This window comes from Microbacterium oleivorans (assembly GCF_023715745.1).
GTDB classification, from domain to species: domain Bacteria; phylum Actinomycetota; class Actinomycetes; order Actinomycetales; family Microbacteriaceae; genus Microbacterium; species Microbacterium oleivorans_D.
Genome location: NZ_JAMBOV010000001.1, coordinates 913894 through 938883, shown reverse-complemented (window position 1 = coordinate 938883; position 24990 = coordinate 913894). Strand labels below are relative to the sequence as shown.

The window sequence follows — 24990 nt, the reverse complement described above, 5'->3', positions numbered from 1 at the left end:
GGTAGACCGGGCGCATGGCGAAGAAGGACGACGCGGTCACGCTCGAGGTCGACGGACACGAGGTTCGGCTGTCGAGCCCCGACAAGGTGGTCTTCCCCGAACCCGGCATCACGAAGCGGGACCTCGCCGACTACTACCTCGCGGTGGCCGATGGCGCCCTGCGGGGCGCGGCGAATCGGCCGATGGTGCTGAAGCGGTTCGTGAAGGGCATCGGCCAGGAGGCGTTCTTCCAGAAGCGCGTCCCCGAGAATCGCCCGGATTTCGTGTCATCGGCCACGCTGCACTACGCCTCGGGGACGAGCGCCGAAGAAGCGGTGATCCGTGATGCCGCGGGCCTCGTGTGGGCGGTGGGGCTCGGATGCCTCGATCTGAATCCGCATCCGGTCCGCGCGGACGACCTCGACCACCCGGACGAGCTGCGCATCGACCTCGATCCGATGCCCGGCGTGGAGTGGTCGCAGATCGTCGACGTCGCGTTCATCGCACGCGACGTGCTCGCCGACGTGGGACTCGTCGGCTGGCCGAAGACGTCGGGGTCGCGCGGCATCCACATCCTGGTCCGCACCGACCGCGCGCACGACTACCCGCAGGTGCGGCTCGCCGCCCAAGCGTTCGCGCGGGAGGTCGAGAACCGGGCGCCCGGCCTCGCGACCGCGCACTGGTGGAAGGAGGAGCGCGGCGAGAGCGTGTTCGTCGACTTCAACCAGAACGCGAAGGACCGGACCGTGGCGTCGGCGTACTCGGTCCGTCCGCTCCCCGACGCGCGGGTGTCGATGCCGATCGAGTGGGACGAGCTGCGAGACGTCCGCCCCGAGGCCTTCACGGTGCGCACCGTCCCGAGGCTGTTCGCCGAGCGCGGCGACGCGCACGCGGGCATCGACGAAGCCCCGGGATCGCTCGACCGGCTGCTCGACCTGGCCGAACGCCTGGGGCCTGCGGAGAAGGCGCCCCGGGGCGGCGACGGGACGGGGCGGCGGCAGTCGACGATGCCGCTCGTCGAGATCTCGCGCGCCGCCACCAAGGAGGAGGCCCTTGCCGGCCTACACCGGTGGAAGGAGCGGCATCCGGACGTCGTGCGACGCCTCTCCCCCGCCGATGTCCTCGTCGACGGCATGCGCGGGTCGAGTTCGCTCTGGTACCGCGTGCGCGTGAACCTGCAGCACGTGCCCGACCTCGAGCGACCCCCGCAGGAGCCGCTCGAGGTCGACTACGACCCCTGGACGCGCTCCGCCGGCCGCGACTCCTGAGACTCCTCGGGCCTGCGCGCCGAGCCGAGGGCGAACGTGGCACCGAGGCCGACGACGAGGAAGCCTGCGGCGGTCAACGCCGAGGCCCGGGTGCCGTCCGAGAACGCCGTACGCGCGGCATCCGCCACTTGCGCCTGAGACGGGTCGGCGTCGAGCCCCGCGATCGCCGCACCTGCCGAGTCGACGACGGCCGAGACGACCGCATCGGCCTGCGCGGCGGGCACACCGGCATCGTCCAGCGAAGACGCGAGCACGCCGCCGGTCGTCGTGAACAGGACGGTGCCGAGGATGGCGACGCCGAGCGCTGAGCCGACCTGTCGGGCGGTGGACTGCATGCCCGAGCCCTGGCCGGACTTCTCGACCGGGACGTCCTGCAGGATGACGCCCGTGAGCTGTGCGGTCGCGAGGCCGACGCCGAACCCGTAGACGGCGAGCGCGGGGATGAGCCAGCCCCAGGCAGCATCCGGTCCGATGATGAACCCCGCCCAGGCGATGCCGATGATCTCGGCCAGGATGCCGACGCGCACCACGACGACCGCGGGCACCTTGCCGCTGAACGCTCCCGCGGCACCGCTCGCGACGAATGATCCGCCGGCGAGGGCGAGGAGCAGGAACCCGACCTGCAGCGCGTCGAAGCCGAGGACGAACTGCAGCCAGAGGGGCAGCGCGAGGATGAGGCCGAACTCACCGAGCGACACGACGAGGGCGGCGATGTTGCCGTTGCGGAACGACGAGATGCTGAGGAGCGAGAAGTCGATCAACGGGTCCTGTCCGCGGCGGCCGCGGCGGAGGCCCCACCAAACGAACAGCACGAGCGCGATGAGTGTGATCGCGAAGGCGAACGGGATGGGCGAGACGGGCAGCGGCCATTCCCAGCCGCCGATCGTCAGACCGTCCTCGGCCGTCCACCACCCGAAGGTGCGCCCCTCGATGAGACCGAACACGAGCGACCCGAACAGGACCACCGACAACAGGGCGCCGACGCCGTCGATGGATCGCTTCCGCGCCTCACGCGACTCCGCGACGGTCAGCAGGACGCCGATCACGATGATGATCCCGAGCGGCACGTTGATGCCGAACGCCCACCGCCAGGAGAACGCGGTCGTCAGCCAGCCGCCGAGGAGCGGCCCGAGCGCGGCCATGCCGCCGATCGTGGAGCCCCACACCGCGAAGGCGATGCCGCGTTCGCGCCCTCGGAAGGTCGAGTTGATGAGCGAGAGGGTCGTCGGCAGGATCATCGCACCACCGATTCCCTGCACGAAGCGGGCGAGGATCAGCAGCTCGCCGGTGGGGGCGAAGCTCGCCAGCACCGACGAGGCGGCGAAGATCGAGACGCCGAGCAGCATGATGCGCCGCCGACCGAAACGGTCCGCGAAGGCGCCGAACAGGAGCAGGAACGACGCGAACACCAGGGTGTAGACCTCCTGCACCCACTGCACCTCGGTCGAGCTGATCTTCAGCTCCTCAACGATCGAGGGCACGGCGACGTTGACGATCGTCGAGTCGACGATGATGAGCGAGACCGCGACGCTGATGAAGACGAGACCGAACCACCGCCGGGAATCCTTCGCCATGAGATTTACCTCGCTTTTCTAGCAATTCGACAGCGATAGTACTCCTCGGAACGCGAAGGGCAAGCCGTCAGATGCTGTGCAGTCGGACAGAACGGATGCCGCCGTCCGACAGCTCGACCGTCATGAACGTGTGCTCCGGCTGACGCCGGCGATCGGTGGGCGAGCCCGGATTCAGCAGGCGCATGCCGCGCGGCGTCGCCGTGTCCCACGGGATGTGGCTGTGACCGAAGACGAGCAGGTCGGCATCCGGGAATGCGGCGTCCATCCGCTCCTCGCGGCGCTGCTTCTGGCCGGTCTCATGCACGACGGCGATGCGGACGCCCTCGATCTCTCGACGCGCGATCTCCGGCAGGACGGCGCGCAGATCCTCGCCGTCGTTGTTGCCGTACACGCCGAGGACGTCGCCGTGCGTCGCCAGTTCGTCGAGGACGGATGCCGCGACCCAGTCCCCCGCGTGGACGGTGAGGTCGGCGGCATCCGCTGCGCGAAGCACGACGTCGGGAAGGCGCCGGACACGACCGGGGATGTGCGTGTCGGAGATCAGGAGCAGCCGCGTGGTCATCGCGGCAGGGTAGCCGAGGCGCGCAGCGAGCGACAGCCCGTGCGAACGGGCACCGGCTGGGCGCAAGGTGGAGGGTCCGGCGCGACCGTGCCGGGATCTGTGACGGAAGGACCGCGACATGAGCACTCCCGAGACCAGCGACAACGACGGCATCCGCCTCGATCCGGACGACGCGCCGCTCGGTGACACGACCGTCGGCGACACCGCCGCAGCGGACGCGGAGTTCGAGGGCGTCCCGCTCGACGACGCCCCCGCCGAGGATCCTGAAGAGACATATGCCGCGAGCGACATCCAGCCGGAGTCTCAGGGGGAGGATCCGGTGATCGTCGAGATGGGCGAGGACGGCGAGGGCGACCTGTCGCCCGAAGACCTCTGACCCGGTCGCGGATGCAACGGATCCGGCGCGACACGCCGCTTCGAGTCTGGGCTCGACGGCGTGTCGCCTCGAATCCCTTGCATCCGCGCTCACTCCGAACGTCGCGGGGCGGGGCGGGGCGGGGTGAACACGAGCGCTCCCAGGCCGAGACCGGCGGCGACGGCGATCGCCACGCGCAGGTCTGCGAGGTCGGCGACCCATCCGATCAACGGCGAGCCGAGGGCCTGACCGAGGGCGAGCGCGAGGAAGGCGGCGCCGACGCCCGTGGCGGGGCTCTCGACGAAGATCCGCGTGCTCCACACGAGCAGCACCCCCGTGACCGCGATGTAGACCGCGCCGAAGACGCCGCTCCCGAATGCCGCGATCAGGAAGGACGACGGCGCGAACGCGAGCACCGCTGTCGCAGCGGATGCCGCGACCACCAGCATCCGCCAGGTCAGGACGATGCCGGCCCGCCCGATCACTCCTCCCGCGAGGGCGCCGCCGAGCCCGCAGGCGCCGAGGACGATCCACACCACGGCCGCGGCTTGGGCGCTCTGCCCGCCCGTGCCCTGCAGGAGGTCCTGCCCGAAGGTCCATACCGCCCCGGTGCCGAGGCCGACGACGACGGCGGCCGACACCATCGGGGTCGCTCCGGCCGGAACCCGCGGTCGGGCTCGCGGTTCACGCTTCCCGGCGTCCGCAGCCGACGGGACGACCGCGCCGACCCACACCGCGGTGGCGGCGCACAGCACCGCGAATGCCGCCCACGCGAGACGCCACTGGTCGCCCGCGAGGAGGGCGACAGGTCCCGAGACGAGCACTCCCAGGCCCGTGCCGGCGTTGATGATCGTCTGGACGCGGTCGCGGCGCTGCTCGCGGACCCGCCGGGCGACGACCTGCGCGAGGGGCGGTGAGGCCACGCCGGTGCTGGACCCGGCGACCGCGACACCGAGGGCGAGGATGCCGGGGGTCGGCGCCGCGGCGATGAGGGCGCAGCCGATGGCGCCGAGCCCGCCCGCCGAGACGGAGACGAACCGCGCGCCCAGACGAGGTGTCGCGACGGTCGCGTAGAGGATGCCGGCGCCGTAGGCGACGTAGCTCATCGCGGCGATCGCTCCGATGGTGGCGCCGTCGAGCTCGAAGGTGGACCGGAAAGCCGGGACGAACAGCCCATAGGCGAATCGGGCGAGTCCGTAGCAAACGGCGATGAGCGAGATGCCGGCCGCCGACAACGCCACCGTCCGCCGGGCCGTCATCGTGGCGTCACTCATAGGCATCCTTACTTCACAGATCTGTGAAGTAGCCTAGGCGCATGATCAGTGCGTCGGAACCGGCCCCCCTGACGCCCGGAGCAACCAAGATCCTGGATGCCGCGACGCGGCTCTTCTACGCGCGCGGGATCGCGTCGGTCGGCGTCGACACCATCACCGACGAGTCCGGCGTCACGAAGCGCACGCTGTACGACCGGTTCGGGTCGAAGGACGCCCTCGTCGTCGCATACCTGCAGCGCCGTGACACCGCGTGGTGGGCGCGCTGGGAGGAGCGGATCGCCTCGGCATCCGCTCTGCGCACCCTCACCGTGTTCGACGCGTATGCCGAGGATGCCGATCCGTCAGGACAGGGATGCGCGTTCCTCAACGCCGCGGCGGAGTTGCCGCCCGGGCACCCGGGCTGGGAGGTGATCCGCTCGCACAAGGCCCGCGTCGCCCACCGGATTGGCGAGCTCGTGGCATCCGACTTTGGGAGGCCCGCGCCGGACGTCGCCGAACACGTCTTCCTGCTCGTGGAGGGCGCGATCGCGCATCAGCGGCTGGACGGCGACTCGCACCGCCTCGATCGCGCGAAGGATCTCGCGGGGGCGTTGCTCGCGGGCTGAGGCGCTCCCCCGGTCGACGCCCGGGCGACAACGGGGGGCCCTGCGCGAGCAGGACCCCCCGTTGATCGCCGACTCAGAAGTCGAAGTCGCCGATGTTGTCCGCGGTGAAGACGAACGGGTCTCCGAGCAGAACGGTGGCACCGTCCTCCACGGTGAACTCGCCGAGCTTGCCCGCCTCGAAGGTGTCGCCCGCTTCTCCCGCGATGTCGCCCTTCGCGAGCGCATCGGCGGCGTAGGCGGCGAGGTAGCCGAGGTCCGCGGGGTTCCACAGGGCGAACGCGGTCACGGTGCCATCCTCGACGTACTCGCGCATCTGGTTCGGGGTGCCGAGGCCGGTCAGCGCGACCTTGCCCTTGTACTCCGAGTCCGACAGGTAGCGGGCGGCCGCGGCGATGCCGACCGTGGTCGGCGAGACGATACCCTTCAGCTCCGGGTAGGTCTGCAGCAGCGCTGCGGTGCGGTCGAACGAGGTCTGGTCGTCGTCGTCGCCGTAGACGACGTCGACGAGCTCGATGTCGGGGTGACTGGCTTCGAGCTCGGACTTCATCAGCTCGATCCAGGCGTTCTGGTTGGTGGCGTTGGCGGATGCCGACAGCACGGCGATCTGCCCGGCGTCACCGATCTGCTCGGCGATGAGGTCCACCTGGACCTTCGCGATACCTTCCGACGTCGCCTGGTTGATGAACAGGTCGCGGCACTCCGGGTTCGTGTCCGAGTCGAACGTCACGACCTTGACGTCGGCCGACCGCGCTTCGTCCAAGGCGTCGCAGATGGCCTCGGGGTCGTTCGCCGACACGATCAGGGCGCTTGCCCCCTGCTGCGCCGCGGTCTGGATGTACTGCACCTGGGAGGTCGGGCTGGCCTCCGACGGGCCGACCTCCTCAAACGAGGCCTCGAGTTCGTCGGCGGCGGCCTCGGCTCCCGAGGTCGAGGTGTCGAAGTAGGGGTTGCCGAGGTTCTTCGGCAGCATCGTGATCGAGACGTCGCCGCCTTCGCCACCTCCCCCGTTGCCGCCGGTGTTGCCGCCGCCGGCGCTGCAGCCGGCGATCACCAGCGTTGCTCCCAAGGCCAGCGCGGCGACGGCGCCTGCGCGGCGGGTGCGCGTGAATCCGAACATCATTGTTTCCTTCCGTGGTGCGATGGGTGTCGCGGTGGGTGTTACCGGGTTGGGCCTCCGGCGACGCCGTCGTCCGCGCCGCGCCGTCCCGTCCTTCGCCCGAGCGCTGCAGCCCTACTCCGGTGCAGCCAGGCGAGGAAGCTTGCCGACACCACGGAGAGGATGAGGAGCACACCCGTGATGACGTTGATGATGTCGCTCGTCACGCCGGCCAGGCGCAGTGCGCTGCCGAGCGTGCCGATGAGCAGGACGCCCGCGATCACCCCGTGGAGGGCGCCGCGGCCGCCGAAGATCGAGACGCCGCCGAGGAGAACCGCGGCGATGACCTGCAGCTCCATTCCCATGGCGTTGTCGCCGCGGGCGTTGGAGTAGAGGAGCGTGAAGTACACGCCGGCGAAGCCGGAGACCGCGCCCGAGAGGACGAAGAGCGTGAACTTGCTGCGCGCGACGTCGATGCCCGAGAAGTGGGCGGCTTCTTTGTTGAGACCAATGGCGTAGAGCGCACGGCCGAACGGCGTGAAATGCAGCAGCACCGCGAAGACGATGGCGAGCACGATGAACGGCGCGATGATCGCCGGGACGGGTGTGCCCGGGATGTTCGCCTTCGCCAGGTCCGTCCACTCCTCGGGGAAGTCGGTGATCGCCGTCGTCCCGAGCAGACCGACGGCGATGCCGCGGAAGAGGGCGAGCGTACCGATGGTGACCGCGAGCGAGGGCAGCCCGACGACCGTGATTAGGAAGCCGTTCACCGCCCCAGCCACCGTACCGACGAGGATCGCGACGACCGCGGCGAGCGGAAAGGGCAGTCCGGCCTGGGTCAGGATGCCGGTCATGACGCTCGACAGACCGACGATGCTCGCCACCGAGAGGTCGATCTCCTCGGTGATGATGATCAGGGTCATCGGGAGCGCGATCAGGAGGATCGGCGCGATGTCGCGCAGCAGGTAGGTGACCGTCAGCGGGCTGTCGAAGTTGCGGACGGTCCCGAGGGCGACCGCGATGACCAGGACCAGGATGCCGATGATCGCGGCCTCGCGCGTCAGGAGCAGCCGGCGCCACAACGGCCGCGCGTGGTCTCGGTACGTGCGCACCGTTGCGGTGCCGGTCGTGACCGCGGTCATCGGTCGTCCTCCCGTTGTGCGATGAGCCGTCGATGCTGCCGGACCGCGAGGACGCGGTCGAGCACGATCGAGCCGAGGATGAGCACACCGACGACGGCGCGCTGCCAGAAGTCGTCGATGCCGAGGATCGGGAGCGCACGGTTGATGGTCAGGAGCAGGTAGGCGCCGATCGCAGCGCCCCACACGGTCCCCACCCCGCCCGAGATCGCGACGCCGCCGATGACCGCCGCGCCGATGGCCTGGAGCTCCCAGCCGAAGCCGGCGGCCGAACTGACGGTCCCGTACCGGGCGGCGTACAGGACGCCGGCGAGGCCCGAGAGCGCGCCCGAGACGATGAAGGCCGAGATGATGCGTCGGTTGACCTTCAGCCCGTAGAGGTGGGCTGCCGCCGGGTCCGACCCGATCGCGTAGAACTCCCGCCCTCCGCGGATGTTGCGGAGGTACCAGGCTCCCGCGATCAGGACGACGACCGCGATGATCGTGAGGACGGGGATGCCGATGAGTTGCTGCGTGCCGAGTCCCCGGAACTCCCTCGGGAGGTCGGAGGCGTTGATGCGGTCGCTGCCCGCCCACGCGACGTTGATGCCGCGATAGATGTACATCGTGCCGAGCGTGATCACGAGCGCCGGTACCTTCGCCCACGCCACGAGCAGGCCGTTGATGGCCCCGAGGACGCCGCCCAGCACGATGCCGGCCACGAAGACGAGGATGACCGGGGCGCCGTCGATGTCGATGAACAGGCGTCCGGTGAGGTACGCCGTGAGGCCGACCGTCGACCCGACCGAGAGATCGACGTTGCGGGTGATGATGACGATCGCCTGCCCCACCGCGACGAGCAGCAGGAGCGACGGGGTGAGCAGCAGGTCGCGGAACCCGTCCGGCGAGAAGAGGAAGTTGCCGTTGGCCGTCGTCGCCGCGATGACGACGACGATGAGGGCGACGGCGATGCCGCTCTCGCGGGCCGTCGCGACGGAGCGCAGGAAGCCGGATGCGGTGCGCGTCGCGCGCGTGGTCGTCGTCGAGGTCATGCTGCGGCCTCCGCATCCGCCGTCGCGGCGAACATGACCGCTTCCGGTGTCGCCTCATCCCGGGAGAACTCACCGGTCAGGCGGCCTTCGCGCATCACGAGGACGCGGTCGGCCATGCCGAGGACTTCGGGGAGTTCGGACGAGATCATCAGGATGGCGAGGCCCTGCTGTGCGAGCTCGCTCAGCAAGCGATGGACCTCCGACTTCGTGCCCACGTCGATGCCGCGTGTCGGCTCGTCCACGATGAGCACCGTGGGTTCGGTGGCGAGCCACTTGCCGAGGACGACCTTCTGCTGGTTGCCTCCCGAGAGCGTCCCGGTCTCGGCATCCAATGCCGCGGTCTTGACCTCGAGCCGGCTCGACCACACGCGCGCTGCGGCGTTCTCGAGCCCGGTCCAGATCAGGCCCCAGCGCGCGAGCTTGGAACGGATCGCGAGTGTCACGTTGCGGGACACGCCGTCGTCGAGGACGAGCCCCTGCTTGCGCCGGTCCTCGGGAACAAGGGCGATCCCTCGGGCGGTCGCCTTCTGCGGGCTGCCCTTGGGGAGGGAGTCGCCATGCAGCGTGACGGTTCCCGACTCATACGTGTCGACTCCGAAGACCGCCCGGGCGACCTCGCTGCGTCCGGCGCCCACGAGACCGGCGAGACCGACGATCTCGCCGGCCCGCAACTCGAAGCTGATGTCGCGGAAGACGCCACGACGAGTGAGGCCTTCGACGCGGAGGACGACGTCGCCGACGGTCGCGGGGAGCTTCGGGAAGAGCTCGGTGACGTCGCGCCCGACCATCTGGCGCACGAGGTCGTCCACGGTCGTCTCCGCGAGCGGTGTCGTCTCGACGTACGACCCGTCACGCATGACGGTGACCGTGTCGCACAGCGCGAAGACCTCGTCGAAGCGATGCGAGATGAACAGGAGCGCTCGCCCCTCGTCGCGGAGGCTGCGCGCCACGGCGAACAGACGCTCCACCTCCACACCCGACAGGGCGGCCGTCGGTTCGTCCATGATGAGCACGCGCGCGTCGAGGGAGATCGCCTTCGCGATCTCGATGATCTGCTGGTCGGCGATGGACAGCCCCTCCGTCACCCGGTCGGGGTCGAGGGCGACGCCGAGGCGCTGGAAGATGCGCGTCGCCTCGTCGCGCATGGCCTTGCGGTCGATCCGGCCGAGGCGGCTCGTGGGCTGGCGACCCATGAAGATGTTCTCGGTCACCGACAGGTCCGGGAACAGCGTCGGCTCCTGGTAGATAACGGCGATGCCGGCCGCCTTCGATTGCGCGGTGCTCGTGAAATCCACCGCCTCTCCGTTCAAGCGGAACTCCCCCGCATCGCGGCGGTACAGGCCCGCGATGATCTTGACGAGCGTCGACTTGCCGGCGCCGTTCTCGCCGATGAGGGCGTGGATCGAACCCGATTCGAGCACGAGACTGCCGGACCGCAACGCGACGACAGCCCCGAAGGACTTCATGACGCGGGACAGTTCGAGCGCCGGGTGCGCCGTCGGTGGTTCGCCGTCGAGGACCACGGGTTCCTCCTCATCGAGGTCGGCCGAGCAGGTGAATGCCGGTGACGATTGCCTGAATCGATTCAGGATGATTTCACGCTACTGTATGGACATCGACCCGCGCGGGTCAAGCCGAAGTGCCAGAGAGATCGAATCGTGACCCCGGTGGGACAAGGAGGTGCCATGCCGGTCCGCATCCGCGACGTCGCCGAGCGCGCCGGCGTCTCCGTGGGCACCGTCTCGAACGTGCTCAACAGGCCCGAGGAGGTCTCTCCCGACTCGGTCGAACGGGTCACACGCGCGATCGAGGAACTCGGTTACGTCCGCAACGACGCGGCGCGGAAACTGCGGGCGGGAGACTCCCGCACCGTCGGCTTCGTCGTCCTGGACGGGCAGAACCCGTTCTACAACGACGTCGTGCGCGGCGCCGAGGACGAGGCGACCAAGCACGGCATCGCCATCCTCTACGGCAACACCGACGAGGACGTCTCCCGCGAGCGGCTCTACCTCGACCTGTTCCAAGAGCAGCAGGTGCGGGGACTCCTCATCGCGCCGTACGGCGACGTGACCGGACGGCTGCAGCGGCTTCGCGCCAGCGGCATCCCCGCGGTGCTCGTCGACCGCTTCAGCGGGGACGGTCGATTCTCCTCGGTGTCGGTGGACAGCGTCGCGGGCGGGCGCCTCGCCGTCGATCACCTCATCGAGACCGGGCGCCGTCGCATCGCCTTCGTGGGAGGTCCGTTCGACATCCGCCAGGTCACCGATCGCCTCGCGGGGGCGCGCGCCGCCGCTGAGAACGCCGGGGACCACGTCGACCTCGAAGTCGTCGCAACGAACGCGATGACCGTCGACGAGGGCGTCGCCGCGGGGGCGAGGATCCTTTCCCGCCCGCGTCGGGATTGGCCCGACGCGCTCTTCGCCGCGAACGATCTGCTCGCCCTCGGACTGCTGCAGTCGATGACGATGGACGGACGCGCGACGATCCCCGGCGACATCGCGATCATCGGTTTCGACGACACGCCCTTCGCCGCAGCGGCTGCGGTGCCGCTCTCGTCCATCCGTCAACCGAGTCGCATGATCGGCCGCACCGCGCTCCGCGTGCTACTCGAGGAGGCGGAAGATCCGGACAGCATCGCGCGCCAGACGGTGTTCCCGCCGGAGCTCGTCGTCCGGAAGTCGACCGCGGGCTGACCCGGAGACAACGAAACCCCCGAGTGGAGCCGGGGGTTTTGCGTAGCGGGGGGGGCGCGAACCCGCGACCTCACGATTGAGGCCAACTATGTCAGCCACGCCGCTTGGCAGGCTGCACGACGCACCCCATCAGGTCGCTACTGGTCTTCACGGGTTGCACACAGGACCACGAGCGCCCTAAGCGCCCCGACCTGCCCCAAGGTTCAAGAGCTAGCGACGCGGACCGGACGAGTGAATTCTGCACTCTTCCGCATGCCCACCTCTCGCGCGAAACGGCGACTTCACCAGACAGCAGGAGCGGGCGAGATAGGGGGCCGTCATTTGCTAGCGAAGAGCAGCCGCTTGGTGACCAACTCGTCCCTCTCGATCGGCCCGATCTCCCGACCAAAGCCCGAACGACCTACTCCCCCGAAAGGTGGCGGCGAGTCGCGGGCGGTGGCGGTGTTCAGCTGTTGGCGGCGGCAGTGGCGGTCAGTGCCTTCTGGGTGAGGGCGACGGCGTCGTCGGGGCTGATCATGGTGCCGGAGGAGATGACCCAGTACCCGTTGTGGAACGCGTAGGAGAGTCCGTATCCGATGCCCTCCTCGAATGCATACGAGAACGTCATGGCGGGCGGCCCGTCGGGGCCGACGTATCCGTCCTCGCGGGAGGTGTACTTCGAGGACGACTCGAGGGCGGATACGAACGGGCCCTGCACGTCCGGCGCAATGGTGTGGATGGACACGGTGAAGACACCGTCGGAGCCAGGGATCCCCCACGCGCACGCTCGGAGCGTCTCCGACTCGTCTGCGGCCCGCTGCGCGGCGGGACCAGGCAGGCCCGCGCCGCTGAACTCGTACTCGTCCGGTCCGTCGATCTGATCGTGGAAGTTCTCCTGAAGCCATTCGAGGGTGACGATGTCGGTGCACTCTGGTGCGACTGCTGCCTCCGGGACGGGGGTGGCGCTCGGGGTTGGGTCCGCGACTGGCGCCACGGGCGTCCTCGTCGCGTCGGGTGCCGGGGCCGACGGGGTGACCTCAGCCACCGGCGACTCGGGATCTGTTCCAACGAGCCCGCCGTCGGTCTCCCCCTGACTGCACCCGGTGAGCAGCGCAACGCTCAGAACGATGACAGGGACGGCGAGACGTCGATGCATGCGGTCAGCGTATCGACGGGACCGGACGGTCTCGATCTCCATTCGGTATCAACTGAAGCTGGCGCCCCGCCCCCGGGAGGGTCGCCTCCTGATGCTCTTCGAGGCTCGAGTTGTTGCTCGTCGCACTCTGACGACGTGGTGGAGCTTCACGGCCATCGCTCTCGTGACCTCTACGGTTGCGATCTTGGTCAACTCCTGCGACGACCCGGACGCACGAGCGAGGGCTGTCATCGCGACCACCGTCGCCGTGGGAGGCGTGGCCTTCGTCCTCTGCTGGGTGTTCGCGCCCGTTGCATGGCTGCTGGGGCGCGCCCTGAAACGTGCCCCCGGGGCGGCCACCGTCGCAGCGTTCGGAGCACTGGGCTTCGTGGTGTGCTTCGCCCTCGCAATGATCGTGCCCGGCACGGATGTGAACGCGTGACTCCTGCTCCTGTGCACGGTCGCAGGGGTCTGCTGCGCCGTCGGTCGGTGGGACTCGGCCCGCGCGACCGCGCGGCGCCTAGCTACGGAGAAACGAGCGAAGCCTCACGAGCGGCATCGAACACGCGGGCGTTAGTTGTTCTTCTGGCATAACCCGTGACAACCGCTGTCGACGTCCGCGGACACGGACGGCGAGCGGATAATGCCCAATTGTCGGCCGTGAAGGCGATGATGAGCACCTCGCCCACAACAAAACCCCCGGGTGGAGCCGGGGGTTTTGCGTAGCGGGAGCGGGGCTTGAACCCGCGACCTCACGATTATGAGTCGTGCGCTCTCACCAACTGAGCTACCCCGCCACGAGCATCCGAGAGATGCTGCGAGCCCCGAGTCAGGATTGAACTGACGACCCCTTCCTTACCATGGAAGTGCTCTGCCACTGAGCTATCGGGGCGTGCTACCCGCACGCGGGCAACTAGAAGAGGATACCAGAGTCGCGGCATCCTCGATGTCACGAGTCAGCCCTGCGTGTGCTCCTTGAGCCACGGCAGCGGGTCGATCCGGGTCGTGCCGCCCAGGAGCACCTCGAGGTGCAGGTGCGCGCCGGTGGACTTGCCGGTGCTGCCCACACGACCGATGACATCGCCCGCGTCGACCGTCTCACCGGGGGACACGCGGAGCGACCCGTACTGCATGTGACCGTAGCGCGTGGAGACGAGCTGGCCGTCGATGATGTGGTCGATCACCACGGTCACGCCGTAGTCGCCACCGGCCTCGGTCGCGATGCGTACGGTACCCGCGGCGACGGCGTGGACCTCGGCGCCGGCGCCCGGGGTGAAGTCGGTGCCGTGGTGCGCGCGCGAGAACTTCGACAGGTACGACGTCGAGCCGAACTGCGCGGAGATCGGCACACCCACGGGGAAAGGCCACTGCACGTCGGCCGTCTCGTCGTTGACCCAGGTGCCGGCGAATTGCGTGACTCCGGACTCGGCGGCCACGTCGGTCATCGACTCGATGTCGTACTCGCCCGAGCGGGAGAGGATCGTCGCGCCGGCGTCGGAGTTGGCGACGTAGGCCTGGATCTCGGGAGCTTCGGCCTCGGTGGCCTCGGCGGCGAGCGAGATGTCGCCGCTCACGTCCTGACCGAAAGCGCCGACGGCGGTCACGGGGGTGGTCGTGCCGATGGCGAGGAGCCCGACGACACCCACGACGCTGATCGAGAAGGATGCCGCAGCCGCACGCTTCAGCAGGACACGGCCGCGCCGCGGGCGACGGGGCTGCTCGGCCATGCGGACGCGCGTCGTGCGCTGCACGCGTTCCTCGGCGTCGACGGCGGCCCGAGCGACCTGGATCGGCGTCTCACCGGTGAAAGAGAACACCTTCGCGGCCAGCTCGAACTCGTCGATCGTAGGACCCGCGTCCTCCGCAGCGGTGTGCGTCGAGGATGCGGACGGCAGGACGATCGTCTCGTCGAGGAACTCGGGGATGCCGGGAGCCTCGGGAACGGACGAAACGACAGTCGTCGTGCGCGAGGAGCGCGTACGACGACGGAGAGGGAGGGTGGCTGCCGAGGTATCGGAGATCGCCTCGGCGAGGGTCTCTGCGACGACCGACTCGGCGATGGAGGCCGGTGCGGCCTCTGCGCTCGGGATCGTCGACTCGGCGACGGGTGCGACCTCGTCGGCGGCGCTGCGGGAACGACGACGACGCAGGGCCGGAGCCTCGACCGCCTGGACCATCGCGATGACCTCGCCCATCGCGGCTGCCGCCTGCGTGACCGTGACCTCCGTGTCACTCGCCGCGGGAGCCGCCGCGGCGCGACGACGGAGTTCCGCGCGGGTCAACGGCATGGCGTCGGACGCAGCGGGGTGCCGGTCGCGACGCGTTGCGGGCGCGTCGGTCGGGGAGATCTCGAAAGTCAAACTGCGGGCTCTCGGGTAGAGCGGCGGGGGGGCCGCGGGCTTCAAGGTCAGAATCCTCCGCTCGGGCAGCGAAGGTAACGATCAGATAAACACGCTACACGACAGGGCTGAGAATGGCATGTCTGTTCACAGACCGATCGTGGCGACGAGCCTGTGGAAGAGTTCCGGCCCCGCGGCGATCGTCATGTCCCGGCCGGGGAACCCGTCCGGCGCGCCCGCCACCAGCCCGCCGGCCTCGATGACCAGAAGGGCTCCGGCCGCGTGATCCCACGGGTGCAGTCCACGCTCGAAGTAGCCGTCCAGACGTCCGGCCGCGACGTAGGCGAGGTCGAGCGACGCCGCACCCGCTCGACGCAGATCCCGGACGAGCGGCATGACCGCCGCAACGCGCGCCAGGTCGCCCTCGTGGTGCTTCGGGTCGTATCCGAACCCGGTCGCCACGAGACCGCCGGCTTCGCCGACCTGCGACACCGAGAGCCGCTGCTCGCCCCGCCACGCACCACCGCCGCGGACGGCGCGGAACGTCTCGCCGACCGCCGGGTTGTGCACGACACCGGCGAGCGCCGTCCAGGTCGGCGGCGTGGGCTCCCCTGACACCGCGGCGATGCTGACGGCGTAGTGAGGCATCCCGTACGCGTAGTTGACGGTGCCGTCGATCGGGTCGGCCACCCACGTGATGTCCGAGGTCCCGCGCTCGGCGCCGGACTCCTCGCCGAGGAAGCCGTCCTCGGGACGCTCGGCGGCCAGCCGCGCACGGATGAGCGCCTCGACCTCCCGATCGGCCTCCGTGACGATGTCGGCGATCGCGGACTTCGTCGCCGCGATCGCGACCCCCTCCTCGCGACGCCGCCGAGCGAGGTCACCGGCTTCGCGGGCGATGTCGAGGGCGAGGTCGGCGAGCGCAGCGGCATCCATCCCTCCACGCTACGCCGCTAGGTTGAGCATCATGAGCGCCATCCGTGACGTCGTCATCATCGGCGGAGGGCACAACGCCCTCGTCGCCGCCGCCTATCTCGCCCGCGCCGGACGCACCGTCACGGTGCTGGAACGGCAGGACCACGTCGGCGGCGCGGCCGTGTCCGAGAGGCCCTGGGCGGGTGTCGACGCCCGACTGTCGCGCTACTCGTACCTCGTGAGCCTCCTCCCCCGCACCGTCATCGACGATCTGGGCCTGCGCATCCGCCTCGAGCGTCGCCGCTACTCGTCGTACACACCGCTGCCCGAGGACCCGGGCCGCGGCATCCTCATCGACAACGCGGATGCCGCGGCCACGGCGGCGAGCTTCGCCCGGGTCACCAGCGACTCCGACGAGGCGGATCGGTTCGCACGGTTCTACGAAGGGGTCGCCCCGCTCGGCGCGACGCTGTTCCCCACCGTGACCGCACCGCTGTCACGGGAGCACGACGCCCGCGCGGCCGTGGGCGACGACGCGCTGTGGGAGGCGGTCACCGCGCGTCCGCTCGGCGAGCTTCTTCGCGACGACCTGCGGACCGACGTCGCCCGCGGCATCGCCTTCACGGACGGACTCATCGGCACGTTCGCGCGTTCGGACGATGCCACGCTGCGCCAGAACCGGTGCTTCCTGTACCACGTCATCGGCGGCGGCACCGGGGACTGGGACGTCCCGGTCGGCGGCATGGGCGCGGTCAGCGGCGAGCTGGAGCGCGTCGCCAGCGCAGCCGGTGCCGAGCTCCGCACGGGTGCGGAGGTGGTCGCCGTCTCGCCGGACGGCGCGGTCGACCTCGCCGACGGTGAGCGCGTCGGCGCCCGCGTGGTGCTCAGCGGCGTCGGCGCGGCGGTCCTCGATCGCCTCCTCCGCGCGGGCGGCGCCGCAGGCACCGGCGCACCGATTCCCGAAGGCGCACAGATCAAGGTCAACATGCTGCTGTCGCGCCTGCCGCGCCTCCGCGACAGCTCAGTGGACCCTCGCGCCGCGTTCGCGGGGACCTTCCACATCAACGAGACGCTGACGCAGCTGGACGCCGCCTACGACCGGGCCGCGGGCGGCGGCATCCCGGATCCGCTGCCGGCCGAGATCTACTGCCACTCCCTGACGGACCCGTCCATCCTCGGGCCGGAGCTGCGGGCCTCCGGCGCGCAGACGCTGACGCTGTTCGGGCTGCAGGTGCCGCACCGTCTCGTCGCGGACGGGTCCGCCGACCGGGAGGCCCTGTGGCGCGCCGCGCAGCGCTCCCTCGACTCGGTGCTCGCGGAGCCGATCGCCGACGTGCTGTACCGCGCGCCGGACGGGTCACCGTGCGTCGAGGCGCGCACGACGGCTGACCTGGAACGCGACCTCGGGATGCTGGGTGGCGACATCTTCCACGGCGACCTGTCCTGGCCCTGGGCCGCGGACGACGAACCGCTCGAGACCCCCGCGGATCGGTGGGGAGTCTCGAGCGGTGTCGACGGTGTGCTGCTGTGCGGGTCGAGCGCGCGGCGCGGCGGCGCGGTCAGCGGGATCGGCGGCCACAACGCCGCGATGGCGGCGTTGGAGATGCTGGCCGGCTGACCGTCAACGCTGCGGCGGGGCGGGCGGCAAGTCCGGAAGCGGGGGCACCGGCGGGATCGCCGGCTCGGACGCGGCCGGCGCGGACTCCGGCGCCGGAGGAGCCGCGAGCGGTGCCGCCTCGGGTGCCGGAGCCGCATCGGGCGTCGCGGCACCGTACGGCTGCTGCGGGTACGTCGGCCAGCCGGTGTAGTAGGCGTTCCAGTCCGGGCTTCCGTCGGGCATGACGGGCAGCGGCGTCCGTCCGTCCGCGTAGGTCGGCCAGGCCTGCGCGGGCGCGGTGGCCGGTGCCGCGTAGGCGGCGCCGTCGTTCTGCGACGCAGCGGGGTACGCCTGCGAGCCGTACGCCGCAGCGGCCTGCGGCCGTTCCTTCTTCGGGGCGAACAGCGCGTTCACGAGCGGGACGAGGGCGGTGCCCACGGCGGCGAGGATCGCGACCGAGACGAGCACACGCCAGTAGATGTCGCGGAACTCGATGAACTCCTCGAGCATCAGCGGGATGATCAGCATGATCGCGAGGATCACGACGAGTCCCATGGTGACGTAGGTCACGATGCTCGTGAACGTGGTCTGGTAGCGGGCGAACGCCTTCGCATACAGGCGGATGTGAAGAAGCGCCCCCTGCAGGATCAGCAGGATGAGCAGGAACTTGAAGAAGCGTTCGGCCCCGACGCCGTAGTCTCCTGCGGCCTCCGGCATCCAGATCATGAAGGCGCCGATGATGAGCGCGGCGACCCACGAGACGATGCTCGCGAGGGCGAACCACGCGGGTCGACGGCTCGCGAGGGATGCCTCGAGGATCGAGATTCCGGCGAACCCGGCGAGCAACAGGATCGTGAGGAACGCCCGACCGACGATGCCGTTCGAGTCGCCGATCAGGACCCAGACGACACAGACCACAGCCGCGGCGATCAGTGCGCCGATCGCGACCCAGATCGCGGCTCGGAAGATCTTGCTCGAACGGGGGGCGGTGATCGGTTCGCTCATCCTCGACATCCCTTCGGCGGAGTCCTCCCCCGCTCTCGCCCCCATCCTGTCAGACGTGCCGACGAGCACGCCGGTTGTCAGGGGTTGCGGTCGCGGGACCGAGGGGGGTGCGTCAGCCGGAGAGCACGATGACGCGGCGCTTCCCCGGAGGCTACCGACGGGGCATCCGGGCTGTCAGCTGTTCACCGACGAGAGGAATTCGACGAGCGTCTGGGAGATGAGCTCGCGGGCGCGTTCGTTCGAGATCGTCGGGACGCCGTCGCCGTCCTGCGGCCCGTAGGCGCCGAACTGCGCGTGCGAGGCGCCGTCGATGCGGACGAACTCCGCGTCCCGGGGAAGGAGGTCCGCGGCTGCCTCGATCTTGTCCGCCGTGGCGAGCGCGTCCTCGGACCCCGAGACGGTGAGCACCGCGAGGTCGGAGCGGCCGCTCACGTCCTCGCTGCAGTACGACGCGAGGAGGATGAGGGCCGTGACCTCGGGGTCCTGCGCGTAACCGCACGCGCGGACACCGCCCATGCTGTGACCGCCGACCGTCCAGCGTTCGACTCCCGGCACCTCGGCCGTGAAGTCGTCGAAGGCCCGGGTCTCGAGGATCGCGAGGTTCAGCGGCGGCCGCACGATGACGACGGACGAGCCGGCCGCGACCACGTCGGTGAATGTCGCCGCGTAGGCGTCGGGATCGACGCGGGCGCCCGCGAAGAACACGAGTCCGGTGCCGTCGGACTCGCCGCTCGGCGTCATGACCACCAGGTCACCGTCGGTCGCGACGGAGATCCGTTCATCCGCTCGGACCGCCTGCCATGTGGATGCGTCAGCTTGGTAGGCGCTGAGCGCCCAGACGACGAAAGCGACCACCGCGACGACCACGACGGCGCCGAGGCCGCCTCCGACGACCGCCCACACGCGCCGAGCGCGTCGGCGCGGCCGACGCGGGACCGGTGCGTCCGCCCCGTGCTGCGACGCGGCATCCTCGTGCGTGGCCATGGCACCCCCTGATACGGCCACCGTAGGCGACGGCGCGGTGGCGCGGAACGAGAAAGGGCTGCGGAGATCTCCGCAGCCCTTGATGGTGGCGAGTGAGGGATTCGAACCCCCGAATGCAATGCAGTCTGATTTACAGTCAGATCCCTTTGGCCGCTTGGGTAACTCGCCAAGTGCGCACCCGCCCGGCTTGTGCAGTCGACCGGAGGCGCGATCACCTACTCTACCCTCCCCGAGGGCAGGACGAAAACCGCGGCGTCAGGCTGCGGAGGCGACGCGCTCGACGAAGGATTCGAGGCGGTGCCGCGTGCCGTCGATCCGCCGATCCACGCTCGCCCGGATCTCGCTCGGGGCCAGCGGGCCGGCGATGCGGACGTTGTCATGACAGGTCAGATCCGCGCACACGTAGGTACCGACGCTGTCGCCGCGGTCACCGGCATCCCCCGTTCGTCGGGCGGTGAACATCGTGACCTGGTTGCCCGGCTGCATCGTGTGGCAGATGTTGCACATGGCGGAGCGGCCCTGCGCGGCACCGTTCGCGGCGCGCAGCACGATGCCCGTCGGCTGCCCGTCGAGCTCGGCGACGACGTAACCCCGACTGCGCGTCGTCGGGTCGCGCCAGGCGAGGAAGTCGAGGTGGTCCCACTCAAGGAGGGGGAAGTCGTGGGGCGGTTCGAGGCGTTCCCGCTCGTCCTTCGTCGCATTCACCAGCACGTCCCGCAACTGGTCCTCTGTCAGCGGCCGCATCAGCCCATTGTACGAAGGGACGGATGCCGCGGCTCCGCCGCCGTCGCGGCGGTCAGGCGCCGAGCGCCAGGATCAGCGATGACACGCCCACCAGCCCGACGCCGGCCACCGTGCCGATGGCAGGCCAGAGGGAGCCGCGGCGGCGGATCCCGGCGAAGACCAGGCCCACGATGCCCGCCAGCATCCCGGCCGAACCGCCCGCCACGAGCAGGACGAATGTCAAGATCAACAGCCACCCGTACTGCTCATCGACGGTCGCGACGATGAGCAGCACGAAGAGCGTCGGCAGGACCGACAGGACGACGATCACGAGGGCGGCGATGCCCCAGGCTCGCTGAGCGAGCAGGGGTGCGGCGGGCGTGGTCACCCCGCCAGCGTAGGTGGGGCTGCGGCGGGGGCGTGGGTGACGCGCGGGACGTCAGCCCCGCGACGCGATCGTGCGGCTCGTCGGTCGCAGCTGCACGCGATCGCCCGGCTGCAGGATGCGCTCCGGCCCGCCTGCGTCGTTGAACTGCTGCACGGTGATCGCGTCGACGCAGAAGCGGTCGCCGATGCCGCGGTAGGTGTCCCCCGGCTGCACCGTATAGAAGGTGGGCTTGCCGTCGACCTTCTCGACCGACCCCTCGGCGTACTCGCCCTTGCCCGTGTCGACGATCGTTCCCGACATGCTGACCGGGATCCGTCCTTCGGCGTTCGGCTCTGCGAGCGAGATTCGCGCGATGGCGTCGCAGTCCTGGTGCGTGCGGTATCCGCCCTTCGCCGCCTCATTCAGCGCCAGCGCGGTCGGCTGCCCTTCCGCGAGGATCGCGAGGTAGTCGCCTGCGTAGATGTCGCCGGCGCCACCGAAGTTGTTCGCCCTGTTGAAGTCGCCGCTGTTGAGACAGAAGCGCTCCACGATCGCCCAGTACGAGTCGCCCGACACCACGCGGTAGACCGTCGCGAGCCCGTCCGCGTTGGACCGCTCGACGACGCCCGTCGCACCCGGGGAGACGTCCCCGCGATCCTTGCCGGCCGGCACACCCAGGCACTTGCTCTCGCGCTCCGGCGTCGGCGTCGGTGTCGGTGTCGGTGTCGCCGTCGGCACAGCAACCGTCGGGGTCGGGGTGGGCGTCACCGTCCGTTGCGGCGGAGCGGACGTCGGCGGCGCTTCGGCGAACACCTCGTCGGTCGGGATCATCCCGATGACGGCGGGCGCGGCGAGAGCGAGAAGCCCCACCACCGATCCCACGGCGATGCCGACCATGATCTTCCCCCGACGATCCATGACTCGACGCTATCCCGCCCGGGTCACGGGCGCGCAACGATCCTGCGGCGGTACCCTCGAACGCATGGCCAGCGACAGCTCATTCGACATCGTCAGCAAGATCGATCGCCAGGAAGCGGACAACGCTCTCAACCAGGCGCGCAAGGAGGTCGAACAGCGATACGACTTCAAGGGGACCGGCGCCTCCATCGAGTGGAGCGGCGAGTCGATCCTCATCAAGGCGAACAGCGACGAGCGGGCCAAGGCGGTGCTCGACGTCTTCCAGTCCAAGCTGATCAAGCGCGGCATCTCGCTCAAGAGCCTCGACTCCGGCGAGCCCCAGCCTTCCGGCAAGGAGTTCCGCATCGTGTCGACCCTCAAGGAGGGCATCTCCTCCGAGGACGCGAAGAAGATCAGCAAGATGATCCGCGACGAGGGGCCCAAGTCGGTCAAGGCGCAGATCCAGGGCGACGAGCTGCGGGTGCAGTCCAAGTCGCGTGACGACCTGCAGGAAGTGCAGCGGATGCTGAAAGCCGCCGACCTCGACGTCGATCTCCAGTTCGTCAACTACCGCTGACAGAGGCGGTCGCACGGCGGATTGTCAAGCCCAGGCGACCGCCCGGCACCTCACTTAGCGTGGCAGGTCAGCACCACGAACCAGTGAGGAGCCTCGTGCCCCCGCAGCACCACCACACCCCCGGAACGGTCTGGGCGCGCGTCGAGGACGGCTTCCACGTCGGCAGCCGCAACGGAAACTTCCTGGGCTACATCGAGCAGCGCAAGGACGGCCGCTATGTGGCGTTCGACATGCGGTCGGCGATAGTGGGGACCTTCACCGATCTCGTCACCGCGATGCGCACCCTCTCCGCACCCGCCGAGCCGCCCGCGGCGTCCGGGATCTTCACCATCCGGGAGAACCGATGACCGACTCCCCCACCGTCTTCTCCGTCGTCTACTCGAGCACGGCGACCGCGCCGCTCGACGACGCGGCTTTGCGCGAGCTCCTCGAGCAGAGCCGCTCGTCGAACGCCGAGCGCGACGTGACAGGCATGCTGCTGTATCGGGCCGGCCGATTCATCCAGGTCCTCGAGGGCCCCGAAGAGGCGGTTCGCGACACGATGGGCAAGATCGAGCGGGACCCCCGACACGATCACCTGCGTGTTCTGATCGACGAGTTCATCGAAGAGCGCAACTTCGCCGAATGGACCATGGGGTACGAGCCGATCGATGTCCCCGACGGCGCAGCGCCCGAGGGATTCCGCGACACCTTCGACGACCTCGAGGCCCACGGCGACCCGTCGGCCACCTTGCGCGCCGCGCGGGAGCTGAGCCTCTGGTTCCGCGTCCGATCGACTCAGCACTGACCGGACGAATGACGGCCCGGACCCCCTGAGGGATCCGGGCCGTCGTCTTGTCCGCAGGTCAGAGCGTGCGAGCGAACGGGTCGAAGTCGACCGGCACCGGCGGGACGGGCGCGACGGTGCTGTCGATCTCGAGGTACTGGCCGGTCTCGGCCGAGTCCTGCGCCGAGAGCAGCACGTCGAGCACGTGGAAGCCGAGCTCGCCGGTCGCGACGTGGGGCCGGTCCTCGGCCACGGCGCGCACCATGTCGAGCACGCCGAGGCCGCGACCGACGACCGTGCCCTGCTGCTCGACCTCGATCCACTCCTGTTCGGTCTTCATGCCGTCGCGGAAGACGCCGAGCGGCTTCACGTAGGCCGTGCGCCCCTCGAACCGGTTGGGGTCGGGCAGCACGATCGACCCTTCGGTGCCGTGGATCTCCACGACACCGTGACGCTCGAGCGCCGAGTCGAAACTCAGCAGGTGCGTGCCGTGCTGGCCGCCCTCGAAGGTCGAGAGGACCTGCACCGACGAGGGCACCTCGACGGGGAAGGCCTCGCCGGCACGGGGACCGGTGTGGATGTGACGCTCCGTGCGGAAGCGCGACCCGCGCGCGGCGACACCGGCAATCGGGCCCAGGAGGCTGACGAGGGCCGAGAAGTAATAGGGCCCCATGTCGAGAAGCGGACCCGCACCCTTGGCGAAGAGGAAGGCGGGCTCGGGATGCCACAGGTCGGGCCCCTGCGTCTGGAATGCCGTCTGGACGAACAGCGGGGTGCCGATGACGCCCTCGGCGATCGCGCGCTTGGCGGTCTGGAAGCCGGGCCCCAGGATCGTGTCGGGCGCCGAGCCGACGCGGACACCCGCGGCCTCGGCATCCTTCAGCAGGTGGCGGGCACCCTCGCGGTCGAGGCCCAGCGGCTTCTCGGTCCACACGTGCTTTCCGGCCGCGACCGCCTGGGACGACACCGCGATGTGCGATTCGGGGATCGTGAGGTTGACGACGAGCTCGACCTCGGGGTTGGCGAGGACGTCCTCGAGCGTGCCCCAGGACGGCACGCCATGCTCCTCGGCCTTGGCCTTGGCGCGCTCGGGGATGAGGTCGCCGATCGCGACCACCTTCACATCGGGGAACGAGGTGAGATTCTCGAGATAGGTCTGGCTGATGACACCGGCACCGACGATGCCGACTCCGACGGGACCGGTCATGCGATGAAACCGCCGTCCTTCAGGAACGCGTAGGACGCTGCGATGTCCTCGAACACGTCACCCGGGGCCTTGTCGTACTCGATGACGGCGAACTTGATGCCCGTGCCGGCCTGGAGCGATTCCGCGAGCGGGACGTCGCCGGTCCCCGCACGGAGCTGCTCGAGAGAGTCGGAACCGAACGAGTCGGCACCGGGAGCCCATGGGTTGGATGTCGGGGCGATCCCGTCCTTGACGTGCACCGCGACGAGGCGATCGCCGAGGCTCTTCACGAGCGCGGGCACGTCCTGGCCGCCGGTGAGCGCCCAGAACAGGTCGAGCTCGATCTCGACGCGGTCGTCGGTGAGCTCGAGGAAGCGCTCGTAGGCGGTCTGTCCGCCGAAGTCCGCGACGAACTCCTGCGCGTGGTTGTGGTAGCCGACCGTCAGCCCGAACTCCGCGGCCTTCTCGGCGGCGCGGTTCATGCGCTCCGCGATGTCGGCGACGCCCTCCTCCGTGAGCCAGCGCTCGGGGGCGACGAACGGGTCGATGACCGTCGTCATCCCGATCTTCGCGGCGGCTTCGAAGACGACCTCGTTGCCCGGGGTCGGGATCGATCCGTCCGGGGTCCAGAGCTCGTCCGACAGCAGCGGGGCGTGTCCGGTCGGCGAAGCGAGACCGCTGGCGTCGAGCGCCGCGCGGATCTCGTCGGGACGCCGCACGAAGTCGAACGCCTCCACGTTCCGCAGGCCGATCGCGGCCAGCTTGTCGAGCGATCCGGACATGTCCTCGCTGAACTCTTTGGCGAGTGTGTAGAGCTGGACAGAGGCGAGTGGCAGAGCCATGGGCCTTCCTTCGTACGTCGTTGTCGGATGCCGCGGGGCGGCGTGGCCACGACGATAGCAGAAAAACCTCCAGTTGGAGGTTTTTCCTCGACGGCCCTACTC

26 protein-coding genes and 3 tRNA genes are annotated in these 24990 nt (G+C 69.7%); 9 read left to right on the top strand and 20 right to left on the bottom strand.

Features of this window, described 5'->3' with window-relative positions; translation table 11 throughout:
- Positions 1-14 precede the first annotated feature (14 nt).
- A complete protein-coding gene (gene ligD, locus M3190_RS04425) occupies positions 15-1247 on the top strand; it encodes a non-homologous end-joining DNA ligase (protein ID WP_251578693.1) in 1233 nt (410 codons plus the stop codon).
- Here ligD and M3190_RS04420 read toward each other — a convergent pair.
- Together M3190_RS04420 and M3190_RS04415 are read right to left on the bottom strand one after the other, a co-directional pair.
- The gene (locus M3190_RS04420; protein ID WP_251578691.1) at positions 1208-2821 is read right to left on the bottom strand and encodes a DHA2 family efflux MFS transporter permease subunit; all 1614 of its coding nucleotides are present in this window, start codon (positions 2819-2821) and stop codon (positions 1208-1210) included. The genes ligD and M3190_RS04420 overlap by 40 nt on opposite strands.
- A 67-nt stretch (positions 2822-2888) precedes the next feature.
- Positions 2889-3383 (bottom strand): metallophosphoesterase family protein, encoded by a 495-nt coding sequence (locus tag M3190_RS04415; RefSeq protein ID WP_251578689.1) that lies wholly within the window; start codon positions 3381-3383, stop codon positions 2889-2891.
- A 118-nt stretch (positions 3384-3501) separates the two neighbouring features.
- On the opposite strand from M3190_RS04415, the gene M3190_RS04410 reads away from it, so the two are divergent.
- Positions 3502-3759, top strand: coding sequence for a hypothetical protein (locus M3190_RS04410; protein ID WP_251578687.1), 258 nt, complete (start codon positions 3502-3504; stop codon positions 3757-3759).
- Positions 3760-3848: 89 nt separating this feature from the next.
- Here M3190_RS04410 and M3190_RS04405 read toward each other — a convergent pair whose 3' ends face one another.
- Positions 3849-5012, bottom strand: coding sequence for an MFS transporter (locus tag M3190_RS04405; protein ID WP_251578685.1), 1164 nt, complete (start codon positions 5010-5012; stop codon positions 3849-3851).
- 41 nt (positions 5013-5053) lie between these two features.
- Between M3190_RS04405 and M3190_RS04400 the strand changes: the two genes are divergently transcribed.
- The gene (locus tag M3190_RS04400; protein ID WP_251578684.1) at positions 5054-5617 is read left to right on the top strand and encodes a TetR/AcrR family transcriptional regulator; all 564 of its coding nucleotides are present in this window, start codon (positions 5054-5056) and stop codon (positions 5615-5617) included.
- Positions 5618-5690: 73 nt separating this feature from the next.
- Here the strand turns inward: M3190_RS04400 and rhaS are convergent, their stop codons facing one another.
- From rhaS to M3190_RS04380, 4 genes are read right to left on the bottom strand one after another with little or no spacing between them, the layout of a single operon-like run.
- Complete coding sequence (rhaS, locus tag M3190_RS04395; protein WP_251578682.1) at positions 5691-6734, bottom strand: rhamnose ABC transporter substrate-binding protein; 1044 nt, start codon at positions 6732-6734, stop codon at positions 5691-5693.
- Positions 6735-6775: 41 nt separating this feature from the next.
- A complete protein-coding gene (locus tag M3190_RS04390) occupies positions 6776-7855 on the bottom strand; it encodes an ABC transporter permease (RefSeq protein ID WP_251578680.1) in 1080 nt (359 codons plus the stop codon).
- Positions 7852-8883, bottom strand: a complete 1032-nt coding sequence (locus M3190_RS04385) for an ABC transporter permease (RefSeq protein WP_251578678.1) — start codon at positions 8881-8883, stop codon at positions 7852-7854. Before M3190_RS04385 ends, M3190_RS04390 begins: the two co-directional genes overlap by 4 nt.
- Positions 8880-10349, bottom strand: coding sequence for a sugar ABC transporter ATP-binding protein (locus M3190_RS04380; RefSeq protein ID WP_251579000.1), 1470 nt, complete (start codon positions 10347-10349; stop codon positions 8880-8882). Before M3190_RS04380 ends, M3190_RS04385 begins: the two co-directional genes overlap by 4 nt.
- Positions 10350-10568: 219 nt before the next feature.
- On the opposite strand from M3190_RS04380, the gene M3190_RS04375 reads away from it, so the two are divergent.
- Positions 10569-11576 (top strand): LacI family DNA-binding transcriptional regulator, encoded by a 1008-nt coding sequence (locus tag M3190_RS04375; RefSeq protein WP_251578676.1) that lies wholly within the window; start codon positions 10569-10571, stop codon positions 11574-11576.
- Between the two features lie 445 nt (positions 11577-12021).
- Here M3190_RS04375 and M3190_RS04370 read toward each other — a convergent pair whose 3' ends face one another.
- The gene (locus M3190_RS04370) at positions 12022-12549 is read right to left on the bottom strand and encodes a hypothetical protein (protein WP_251578674.1); all 528 of its coding nucleotides are present in this window, start codon (positions 12547-12549) and stop codon (positions 12022-12024) included.
- 253 nt (positions 12550-12802) lie between these two features.
- On the opposite strand from M3190_RS04370, the gene M3190_RS04365 reads away from it, so the two are divergent.
- On the top strand, positions 12803-13132 hold the full coding sequence (locus M3190_RS04365) for a hypothetical protein (RefSeq protein WP_251578672.1): 330 nt from the start codon (positions 12803-12805) through the stop codon (positions 13130-13132).
- Positions 13133-13413: 281 nt separating this feature from the next.
- Here the strand turns inward: M3190_RS04365 and M3190_RS04360 are convergent.
- The 4 genes from M3190_RS04360 to M3190_RS04345 all read right to left on the bottom strand — a co-directional run bounded on the left by M3190_RS04360 (position 13414) and on the right by M3190_RS04345 (position 15965).
- Positions 13414-13487, bottom strand: a tRNA-Met gene (locus M3190_RS04360).
- Positions 13488-13510: 23 nt separating this feature from the next.
- Positions 13511-13582 (bottom strand) — tRNA-Thr (locus M3190_RS04355).
- 64 nt (positions 13583-13646) lie between these two features.
- Positions 13647-14978, bottom strand: a complete 1332-nt coding sequence (locus tag M3190_RS04350; RefSeq protein ID WP_251578670.1) for a M23 family metallopeptidase — start codon at positions 14976-14978, stop codon at positions 13647-13649.
- Positions 14979-15176: 198 nt separating this feature from the next.
- Positions 15177-15965 (bottom strand): inositol monophosphatase family protein, encoded by a 789-nt coding sequence (locus M3190_RS04345; RefSeq protein WP_251578669.1) that lies wholly within the window; start codon positions 15963-15965, stop codon positions 15177-15179.
- A gap of 31 nt (positions 15966-15996) precedes the next feature.
- On the opposite strand from M3190_RS04345, the gene M3190_RS04340 reads away from it, so the two are divergent.
- Positions 15997-17562, top strand: coding sequence for a phytoene desaturase family protein (locus M3190_RS04340; protein WP_251578667.1), 1566 nt, complete (start codon positions 15997-15999; stop codon positions 17560-17562).
- A 3-nt stretch (positions 17563-17565) separates the two neighbouring features.
- On the opposite strand, the gene M3190_RS04335 is transcribed toward M3190_RS04340, so the two are convergent.
- The 6 genes from M3190_RS04335 to M3190_RS04310 all read right to left on the bottom strand — a co-directional run bounded on the left by M3190_RS04335 (position 17566) and on the right by M3190_RS04310 (position 21538).
- A complete protein-coding gene (locus M3190_RS04335; RefSeq protein WP_251578666.1) occupies positions 17566-18546 on the bottom strand; it encodes a hypothetical protein in 981 nt (326 codons plus the stop codon).
- A gap of 174 nt (positions 18547-18720) precedes the next feature.
- Positions 18721-19530 (bottom strand): alpha/beta hydrolase, encoded by an 810-nt coding sequence (locus tag M3190_RS04330; RefSeq protein WP_251578664.1) that lies wholly within the window; start codon positions 19528-19530, stop codon positions 18721-18723.
- Between the two features lie 83 nt (positions 19531-19613).
- Positions 19614-19698, bottom strand: a tRNA-Tyr gene (locus tag M3190_RS04325).
- An 87-nt stretch (positions 19699-19785) separates the two neighbouring features.
- Entirely contained in the window at positions 19786-20274 is a 489-nt protein-coding gene (locus M3190_RS04320) for an FBP domain-containing protein (RefSeq protein WP_251578662.1), read from the bottom strand.
- 52 nt (positions 20275-20326) lie between these two features.
- A complete protein-coding gene (locus M3190_RS04315; protein WP_251578660.1) occupies positions 20327-20641 on the bottom strand; it encodes a hypothetical protein in 315 nt (104 codons plus the stop codon).
- A gap of 51 nt (positions 20642-20692) precedes the next feature.
- Positions 20693-21538, bottom strand: a complete 846-nt coding sequence (locus M3190_RS04310; protein WP_251578658.1) for a LysM peptidoglycan-binding domain-containing protein — start codon at positions 21536-21538, stop codon at positions 20693-20695.
- Between the two features lie 64 nt (positions 21539-21602).
- Here M3190_RS04310 and M3190_RS04305 point away from each other — a divergent pair, with 64 nt between their 5' ends.
- The 3 genes from M3190_RS04305 (at position 21603) to M3190_RS04295 (ending at position 22881) form a co-directional block, all read left to right on the top strand.
- The gene (locus M3190_RS04305; RefSeq protein WP_217530714.1) at positions 21603-22094 is read left to right on the top strand and encodes a YajQ family cyclic di-GMP-binding protein; all 492 of its coding nucleotides are present in this window, start codon (positions 21603-21605) and stop codon (positions 22092-22094) included.
- A 95-nt stretch (positions 22095-22189) separates the two neighbouring features.
- Positions 22190-22441, top strand: a complete 252-nt coding sequence (locus M3190_RS04300) for a hypothetical protein (RefSeq protein ID WP_251578656.1) — start codon at positions 22190-22192, stop codon at positions 22439-22441.
- Positions 22438-22881 carry a BLUF domain-containing protein gene (locus M3190_RS04295; RefSeq protein ID WP_251578654.1) on the top strand — a complete coding sequence of 148 codons (444 nt, stop codon included), beginning with the start codon at positions 22438-22440 and terminating at the stop codon, positions 22879-22881. The genes M3190_RS04300 and M3190_RS04295 overlap by 4 nt, the downstream gene beginning before the upstream one ends.
- A 58-nt stretch (positions 22882-22939) precedes the next feature.
- On the opposite strand, the gene M3190_RS04290 is transcribed toward M3190_RS04295, so the two are convergent.
- Positions 22940-24067, bottom strand: a complete 1128-nt coding sequence (locus M3190_RS04290) for a Gfo/Idh/MocA family protein (RefSeq protein WP_251578652.1) — start codon at positions 24065-24067, stop codon at positions 22940-22942.
- Positions 24064-24888 (bottom strand): sugar phosphate isomerase/epimerase family protein, encoded by an 825-nt coding sequence (locus tag M3190_RS04285; RefSeq protein WP_251578650.1) that lies wholly within the window; start codon positions 24886-24888, stop codon positions 24064-24066. Before M3190_RS04285 ends, M3190_RS04290 begins: the two co-directional genes overlap by 4 nt.
- Between the last annotated feature and the right edge of the window lie 102 nt (positions 24889-24990).